This is a genomic window from Vibrio nigripulchritudo ATCC 27043, from assembly GCF_000222685.1.
Taxonomy (GTDB): domain Bacteria; phylum Pseudomonadota; class Gammaproteobacteria; order Enterobacterales; family Vibrionaceae; genus Vibrio; species Vibrio nigripulchritudo.
Genome location: NZ_AFWJ01000088.1, coordinates 1 through 8,834 on the forward strand (window position 1 = coordinate 1; position 8,834 = coordinate 8,834).

At 46.6% G+C, this 8,834-nt stretch carries 5 protein-coding genes and 1 pseudogene; all 6 read left to right on the forward strand.

Annotation, left to right across the window (positions count from 1 at the left end):
- Positions 1 to 319, forward strand: a pseudogene (locus RH89_RS09025) (TetR/AcrR family transcriptional regulator); the annotation flags it as partial.
- Between the two features lie 183 nt (positions 320 to 502).
- On the forward strand, positions 503 to 2,857 hold the full coding sequence (locus RH89_RS09030; RefSeq protein WP_004401274.1) for an efflux RND transporter permease subunit: 2,355 nt from the start codon (positions 503 to 505) through the stop codon (positions 2,855 to 2,857).
- A 53-nt stretch (positions 2,858 to 2,910) separates the two neighbouring features.
- Positions 2,911 to 3,690, forward strand: a complete 780-nt coding sequence (locus RH89_RS09035; protein ID WP_004401276.1) for an outer membrane lipoprotein-sorting protein — start codon at positions 2,911 to 2,913, stop codon at positions 3,688 to 3,690.
- 9 nt (positions 3,691 to 3,699) lie between these two features.
- Positions 3,700 to 4,854 carry a hypothetical protein gene (locus tag RH89_RS09040; protein WP_004401278.1) on the forward strand — a complete coding sequence of 385 codons (1,155 nt, stop codon included), beginning with the start codon at positions 3,700 to 3,702 and terminating at the stop codon, positions 4,852 to 4,854.
- Positions 4,855 to 5,378: 524 nt separating this feature from the next.
- Positions 5,379 to 6,362, forward strand: a complete 984-nt coding sequence (pheS, locus tag RH89_RS09045) for a phenylalanine--tRNA ligase subunit alpha (RefSeq protein ID WP_004401280.1) — start codon at positions 5,379 to 5,381, stop codon at positions 6,360 to 6,362.
- A 17-nt stretch (positions 6,363 to 6,379) separates the two neighbouring features.
- Positions 6,380 to 8,785, forward strand: coding sequence for a phenylalanine--tRNA ligase subunit beta (pheT, locus tag RH89_RS09050; protein WP_004401281.1), 2,406 nt, complete (start codon positions 6,380 to 6,382; stop codon positions 8,783 to 8,785).
- Positions 8,786 to 8,834 lie beyond the last annotated feature (49 nt).

The following is an 8,834-nucleotide window of genomic DNA, read 5'->3' on the forward strand; positions in this document are numbered from 1 at the left end:
TGGCGCTGACAAACTGGTTCAGAAAGCAGTAGAAGTCGGGGATTTGAAATACGGTCCAGGCTTAAGCTCTGATGCAATTGTCTTTGCGAATTGGTCCGTGGCATTTGGCTCGAACGCATTGGCAAAGAACTCTACTAACAGTTACTGTATTACCCGCTTGCAAGACCCTTTTTCTGTACTCCAGAATTCCAACATTGTACTGGATGGACTTCAGTGGAAACCATTGTCTTCTGAGTGGGATTACCGCAAAACCTGTCAAAAGGTAGAGCAGGAGATATTTGCCGAAGAGATTGCCTACCTGGAATCAATCGGTCGATAGCATAGTAAGCCCCTGATGAAACCCACGAAAGTGGGTTTATTTAGACTCTTCAGTGACGATTCGTCAAGAATGACACGAGATTGCGGGATTATTCCGCAAATCGATCTAGCAGAGTAGATGAGACCAGCTTGAGCTGGTTTTATATTACAGATAAATGACGAAACGTCACAAACGGAGAGTGTGATGAAAGTTCAACAAAACCTTCTGACAAGGTTACTGAGAAGTCCTATTAGCCACACGCCATGGGTACTTCTTCTAACAACGATACTTTTGGTTGTCGCCACTATTGGCGGTAAAAATTTATATTTCCGAGGGGACTACAATATCTTCTTTGATGGAGCCAACCCACAGCTCCAAGCTTTTGAAGAGATTCAAGCTACCTTCAATAAAACCGATAATCTCGCCATTGTTATTGCACCTGCCGATGGCAATGTCTTCACTCCTGAAACTCTAAACCTGGTTAGAGACTTCACCGAAGATTCATGGCAAGTTCCGTTTTCTAGCCGCGTGGATTCTTTATCTAACTATCAGCATACCGAAGCGTTTGAAGACGATCTTCTAGTGGAAGACCTGTTGTTAGAAGACTATGAGCTAACGCAGGAACGAATTGAAAAGGTTAAGCAAGTTGCACTTTCAGAGCCAGTTTTGCTTAAATCCGTTGTGTCCGAAAGTGGTGATGTCACTATAGTTAACATCACATTACAGCTGCCTAAAATAGACGAAACAGCGGAACTCATTCAAGTTGTCGCATTTGCCGATCAGCTGCTTGCCAAATATCAGGCGCAATACCCAAGTGTCACTTTCCATAAAGCAGGTATAGTGGCAATGAATGATGCCTTTATGGTCTCTGCCCAGAATGATACCTCCACACTGGTTCCGGCAATGCTAGCTGTGGTCTTGGTTTTCCTGACAATCATGTTGCGCTCTTTCCTAAGCGTGGTGGCAACGCTGGTGGTTATCATTGGTTCGGTTACGGCAACCATGGGATTGTCTGGTTGGGCGGGCATGTTCCTCAGCACGGCTACAGTTAACATCCCAACACTTGTACTGACTCTTGCCGTGGCGGATTGTGTTCATGTCATCGCCACAATGCGTCAGGCAATGTTGGAAGGTAAGAGCAAGTCTGAAGCCATTTCTCACAGTATCTGGCTGAACTTCATGCCGATTCTGATTACTTCGGTAACGACGGCAATCGGCTTCTTAATGATGAACATGTCCGACTCTCCGGTGCTTCGTGACTTCGGTAATCTGGCGGCTCTGGGTGTGATGATCGCTTGTATTCTGTCGGTAACTCTACTGCCAGCACTATTGAAGGTGTTGCCAATTAAGGTCAAACCTCAAGCTCAAAACAAAGCGACTTACATGGACAAATTTGGCGCGTTCGTCGTCCGTCAACGTAAAGTGCTGCTTCCACTTTCCGTGGTTGTCATCGCCGTATCCGCTGCGCTGGTTCCACAAAACAAAATCAACGATGAATCGGTGAAGTATTTCGACCAGACCAGTGCGTTCCGTCAGGCGGCGGACTTCATGGAAGAACATATTTCTGGCATGACCAATATCAACATCGCGATTAAGACAGGCGAATCTCAGGGTATTGCTGACCCTACATTCCTGACTACTCTGGGTGAATTTACAGACTGGCTGCGCGCTCAACCTGAAACGGATCATGTTGCGTCTCTGGCGGATGTGTATAAGCGCCTGAATAAGAACATGCACGGTGATGACCAAAGCTACTACACACTTCCTCAGGAAAGAGAGCTAGCAGCCCAGTACCTGTTGATGTATGAGATGTCATTGCCATACGGCTTGGATCTTAACAACCAAATCAATGTCGATAAATCTTCAGTCAAATTGGTGCTCACGACTCGAAATCTGGGCAGTAAAGAGCTGGTGGATATCGAAAACCGTATCTATGACTGGTTTGCGACCAACGCACCGCAATACGACATTTCTGCTTCGAGCCCGACCTTGATGTTCGCTCATATTGGCGAGACCAACATGGCGAGTATGTTGTCCACACTGCCCATTACTTTGATTTTGATTTCTGCACTTATGATATTCGCGCTTCGCTCTTTCCGACTGGGTGTGATCAGCCTGGTTCCAAACATGGCACCTGCCGTGATCGGATTTGGTATGTGGGCACTGTATTCCGGTGAAATCAATCTTGGTCTTTCTGTGGTTGTGACTTTGACTCTGGGAATCGTGGTTGATGATGCCGTGCATTTCCTTAGCAAGTACCAACGTGCACGTAAAGAAGGCAAAGACGCTGAACAGGCCGTTCGATACGCCTTCAACACAGTAGGTCGGGCACTTGGTATTACCACGGTCGTCCTTGTCGCAGGCTTCTCTATTCTGGCGATGTCCAGCTTTAGATTGAATGCCGATATGGGGCAGCTTAGCGCGTTAGTGATTTTCCTCGCGCTGGTGGTGGACTTCTTATTCCTGCCAACACTGCTAATGCTGTTTGACAAAGACAAGGCACCGGCAGAAGACACCAAAGAAGCCATTTCTCTGAACAAGACAGAAACCGTCTCTTAATAATTTGAATTTCACGGGTGAAGAGATTCACCCGTCAGTAAAAGGAACGAATGATGAAAATGAAATACACCTCTTTACTACTGGCTGGCTTACTCATGTCGGGCAACGTACTTGCTGATGCAGTAAAAGGAATGGAAATCGCTAACGAAAGAAAAGCAAGAGATACAGGTTGGGGCGATTCGGTAGCAACAATGAGCATGATTCTGAAAAATGCACAGGGTGAAAGCAGCACACGCCAGATGCGCTTAAAATCGCTTGAAGTCGATGGAGACGGAGACAAGGGGCTGACCATTTTTGACGAGCCACGTGACGTGAAAGGCACGGCATTTCTGAACCACTCACATACAACAGAACCTGACGATCAGTGGTTATATTTGCCAGCGTTGAAACGAGTGAAACGCATTTCTTCCAGAAACAAGTCGGGACCGTTTATGGGTAGTGAATTTGCCTATGAAGATTTAAGCTCGTTTGAACTGGAAAAATACAAGTTCAACTATATTCAAGACGATATGGTGGATGGCGAACCCGTATTTCTTCTGGAGCAGATTCCTACAGACAAAAACTCAGGCTATACCAAACAACTCGTATGGTTAGACAAGGTCCACTATCGCCCGTTGAAAGTGGAGTTCTACGATCGTAAAAGTGCGCTTCTGAAAACTCTGACGTTCTCAGAATATCAAGTGTATGAAGATCAATACTGGCGTGCACACAAAATGCTGATGGTGAACCACCAGTCTGGTAAAAGCACCATTCTGAATACTGAAGAAATGGCGTTCAGAAATGGGCTGGACGATGGCGATTTCTCCAAAAACACGCTTAAGCGCGTTCGCTAAGGACGGTTTATGAAGTTAAGAATCGCAGCCGCCTTATCGATGCTTGTTGGGTTACCTGCTTTTGCTGAACTGGCTGGGCAGGTGAACCTGGAGCACAGGCAGTTTTTCCACGAAGGACTGGACGGTCAAGGAAAACAGCAGACGTCCCTAGTGCTCAAGCCTCAATGGTACTGGACGACCGAGTCAGGCAATGGTGAATGGAGCTTTACCCCATTTGCTCGCTTTGACAGCATGGACAGTGAACGTACTCATTACGACATTCGAGAACTTCAATATCTGCATGTATTTGAAGATTTCGAAGTGAGGGCAGGCATAGGTAAGGTTTTCTGGGGAGTCACGGAATCGGCGCATTTAGTTGATGTAGTCAATCAGTCTGATGCCGTTGAGTCATTGGATGGTGAGCAGAAACTGGGTCAGCCTATGGTTCAGTTCACTTTCGAAAGAGACTGGGGAATTGTCGACGCGCTTGTCTTACCCTATTTTAGGGAAAGAACCTTTGCTGGTGAAGATGGGCGATTGAGGTTACCTGTTTCAGACGATGCCTTGTACGAGTCTTCTAAAGAGGAAAAACACGTCGATTTTGCGTTTCGATATTCTCAAATGTTCGGAGACTGGGATGTAGGGCTGTCTTACTTCAACGGAACAAATCGAGATCCATACTTTAGAAAGGTAAATGGTGAATTTAAACCGTATTACGCGCAGATGTCTCAAGTAGGTCTGGATGTTCAAGGGATCGTCGGTGACTGGCTTTGGAAACTGGAAAGTATTTACCGGGACAGCGATGACAACCACACCGGCGTTGTTGCGGGTTTTGAATATACCTTTATTGGTATAGCTGAATCCGACTGGGACGTGGGAGTGATTGCCGAATACTTGTATGACTCCCGGGGTAACAACGCGCAAAACATAGGACAAAATGATGTGTTTCTTGGTACTCGTCTTGTCGCTAATGACGCAGAAGGAACAGAGTTTCTTATTGGAGTGACTCAGGACCTGGATAACAGTGATGTCTATAACGGAAGGGTAGAAGCATCTAGCCGTATCAATAATCAGTGGAAATGGCGTGTTGATGCCTGGCTGCTACAAAACGATACACCGTCAGACTTGCTGTATTTCGGTCGACAAGATGATTTTGTGGAACTGTCACTTGAATACTATTTTTAGATAAAATAGCTGAAAGATGACAAAACAAAGCCGGGCAGTGCCCGGCTTTTGTGTTTTGCGAGTAAGACTATGTAGCCTTGGCTACATAAATAATGCTAGTTCATACCTAAAACTTTTCAATCGTATTTGGATCAAATTCGCTTTAAATCTGAGCTACTGATTAAAGACTTGCTCATTAGTTGGCAATTTGTGAGCAGATTAAAATCGGAATGATCACCGTGTTGATTTTTCTCATTTTTGAGTATGGTGTTCTTCCGTCGAGATACTCAATGCTGATTGATTAGTCTTAACCAGGAAATCATGAGATTTGAGATGTATTGGCTGAAATACGCCTCTAAAGCTTCTTTTTTGATGTTTTTTCATCCGTAAAGCCAATGATCGCAGATTAGGGTTTGGATTTGAGCATCGCTTTGATTACTATGTAGAGCTATTTGAAAATACCCAAGAATCCCATCAGGGAAACCTTACGGACACTACCACTTATGACGACTCCATTGAGGGAAGCATAGGTAGATGAGGAAACGATGCAACATCTAGAAGAGATCATTGCTAATGCGGGCTCAGCCATCGACGCTGCCGACTCGCTTGTCGCACTTGATGAAGTGCGTGTTCAGTACCTTGGCAAAAAGGGTGAGCTAACTGCTCAGCTACAAAGCCTGGGTAAATTGCCACCTGAAGAGCGCCGCAGCGCTGGTCAGGAGATCAACAAAGCAAAAGGTGTAGTTCAGCAAGCTATCGCAGCAAGAAAAGACGCACTTCAACGTGCTGAACTTGAAGCGAAACTAGCGGCGGAAACTATCGACGTGACTCTGCCAGGTCGCCGCATTGAAAATGGCGGTCTGCACCCAGTAACTCGTACTGTTGAGCGTATTGAGAAGTTCTTTGGTGAACTTGGTTTTAACACCGAGTCTGGTCCTGAAATTGAAGATGCTTTCCATAACTTTGATGCATTGAATATTGCAGAAGATCACCCAGCGCGTACTGACCACGACACATTCTTCTTCAACCCTGATCTAATGTTGCGTACTCACACGTCTGGTGTACAGATTCGTACAATGGAAAACGGCAAACCACCTTTCCGTTTCATCGCTCCGGGTCGTGTATACCGAAACGACTACGACCAAACGCATACACCAATGTTCCATCAGGTGGAAGGTATGCTGGTTGACGAAAACGTAAACTTCGCTCAGCTAAAAGGCATCCTGCACGATTTCCTATGTAACTTCTTTGAAGAAGAAGTGGAAGTGCGTTTCCGTCCTTCTTACTTCCCGTTCACAGAGCCTTCTGCTGAAGTAGACGTAAAAGGCAAAAACGGTAAATGGCTAGAAGTTCTGGGCTGTGGCATGGTTCACCCGAACGTACTTCGCTCTGTAGGCATCGACCCTGAAAAATACTCTGGTTTCGCATTCGGAATGGGTGTTGAACGTCTGACTATGCTTCGTTATGGCGTAAACGACCTGCGTGCGTTCTTCGAGAACGATCTTCGTTTCCTTAAACAGTTCAAGTAATCCAGAGGTTTATCACTATGAAATTCAGCGAAACTTGGCTTCGTGAGTGGGTAAACCCTTCGGTTACTACTGACGAACTAACACACCAAATTACCATGGCTGGCCTGGAAGTTGACGATGTCCTTCCTGTTGCGGGCTCATTCACTGGCGTTAAAGTGGGTCACGTTGTTGAATGTGGACAGCACCCAGATGCCGACAAACTTCGCGTAACCAAAATTGATGTTGGTGCTGACGAGCTACTGGACATCGTTTGTGGCGCACCTAACTGCCGTCAGGGACTGAAAGTTGCTGTCGCGACTGTTGGTGCAGTGCTACCTGGCGATTTCAAAATCAAGAAAGCGAAGCTTCGCGGTCAGCCTTCTCACGGCATGCTTTGTTCTTTCTCAGAGCTGGGCATTGATGTTGAGTCAGACGGTATTCTAGAGCTTTCTGAAGATGCTGTTATCGGTACAGATTTCCGTGAATTCCTTGGTCTGAATGACGTAACAGTAGATGTAGACCTAACCGCTAACCGTGCGGACTGCTTCAGCATCCGCGGTCTTGCTCGTGAAGTTGGCGTACTAAATCGCGCTGACGTGACAGAGCCTGCTGTTAACCCGGTTGCTCCAGCGATTGACGATCAAGTGTCTATTGAAGTTAAAGCACCTGCAGCATGTCCTCGTTACCTGGGTCGTGTGGTTAAGAACGTAAACGTTCAGGCTGAAACACCGCTTTGGATGCAGGAAAAACTGCGTCGTTGTGGTATTCGCTCAATTGATCCTGTTGTAGACATCACTAACTATGTACTTCTGGAGCAAGGTCAGCCAATGCACGCGTTTGATCTGGCTAAGATTGAAGGCGGTATCGTTGTTCGTATGGCAGAGCAGGGCGAGAAGCTAACTCTTCTGGACGGCACTGAAGCTGAACTAAACGCAGATACTCTGGTTGTTGCAGACCACAATAAAGCTCTAGCAATCGCTGGTATCTTCGGTGGTGAGGAGTCTGGTGTAACTACAGAAACAAAAGACGTTCTGCTTGAGTGCGCATTCTTTGCACCAGACCACATTCGTGGTCGCGCTCGTAGCTACGGTCTACACACTGATTCATCTATGCGTTTCGAGCGTGGTGTGGATTTCGCATTGCAAGCAAGCGCAATGGAACGTGCAACAGAGCTTCTGGTTGAAATCTGTGGCGGTGAAGTAGCGCCTGTTGTTGCAGAAGAGTCTGAAGCTGACCTACCAAAAGCAAATACAGTATCACTACGTCGCACTAAGCTAGACAGCCTGCTAGGTCACCACATTGCAGACAGCGATGTCGTTGAAATCCTAGAGCGTCTTGGTCTAACTGTTAAAACGACAGAGGCGGGCTGGATAGCGACTGCGCCAACATGGCGTTTTGATATTGCTATCGAGCAAGACCTGATTGAAGAAGTTGGTCGTATCTACGGTTACGATAACATTCCTAACCAAAACCCAGCTGCAGCACTTAAGATGCACAATCATGTTGAAGCGGATCTTCCTCTTAAACGTGTTCGTGATCTTCTTGTTGACCGTGGTTATCACGAAGCCATTACATACAGCTTCGTAGAGCCAGAGCAGCAAAAGCTTATCGTGCCAGATGTTGAGCCATTGGTTCTGCCTTTCCCAATCTCAGTGGAAATGTCTGCGATGCGCCTTGGTCTTATCCAAGGTCTGCTTAACACGGTAGTTCATAACCAGAAGCGTCAACAGCCACGTGTTCGTTTGTTCGAATACGGTCTGCGTTTCATTCCTTGTGAGTCTGCTGAGAACGGTATGCGCCAAGAGCCTATGCTTGCTGGTGTTATTGCAGGTACTCGCAGTGAAGAGCACTGGGATATCGAAACAAATACTGTTGACTTCTTCGACCTTAAGGGCGACTTGGAAGCGATTCTGGAACTATCTGCTAACGAAAAAGCATACTCTTTCGCTGCGTTGTCTCCTGAAAGCAAAAAAGCTAACCCAGCCCTTCACCCGGGTCAGTCTGCTGCCATCATCGTAGACGGCAAAGAGGTGGGTGTGATTGGTACGGTTCACCCTGAACTAGAGCGTAAGTTCGGTCTAAACGGTCGCACCATCGTATTTGAAATTGAATGGTCTGCAATCAACTCTAAGGTGATTCCAGAAGCCGTTCAGCTTTCTAAATTCCCATCAAACCGTCGTGACATCGCGGTAGTTGTGGACGAAGCGGTTGCATCTGGCGACATCGTAAGTGCTTGTCTTGAGCAAGGCGGTGAGTTCCTGAAAGACGCGAAGCTATTCGACGTTTACGTAGGTAAAGGTGTCGAAGAAGGCAAGAAGAGCCTAGCAATCGCACTGACTCTGCAGTCTGTTGAGCGCACGCTTGAAGATGCAGATATCGCAGGTGCCGTTGACGCTATCGTTGCTCACGTTTCTGAGAAGTTTGGCGCTTCACTGCGTGACTAATTAATATTGACCAAAACGATAAAAGCAGGCTGATTAGCCTAATGCCGAT

Bases quoted from the DNA above. Each gene is read 5' to 3' on its own strand.
- RH89_RS09035 (WP_004401276.1), top strand. From the start codon at position 2,911: ATGAAAATGAAATACACCTCTTTACTACTGGCTGGCTTACTCATGTCG.
- pheS (WP_004401280.1), top strand. From the start codon at position 5,379: ATGCAACATCTAGAAGAGATCATTGCTAATGCGGGCTCAGCCATCGAC.
- pheT (WP_004401281.1), top strand. From the start codon at position 6,380: ATGAAATTCAGCGAAACTTGGCTTCGTGAGTGGGTAAACCCTTCGGTT.
- RH89_RS09040 (WP_004401278.1), top strand. From the start codon at position 3,700: ATGAAGTTAAGAATCGCAGCCGCCTTATCGATGCTTGTTGGGTTACCT.
- RH89_RS09030 (WP_004401274.1), top strand. From the start codon at position 503: ATGAAAGTTCAACAAAACCTTCTGACAAGGTTACTGAGAAGTCCTATT.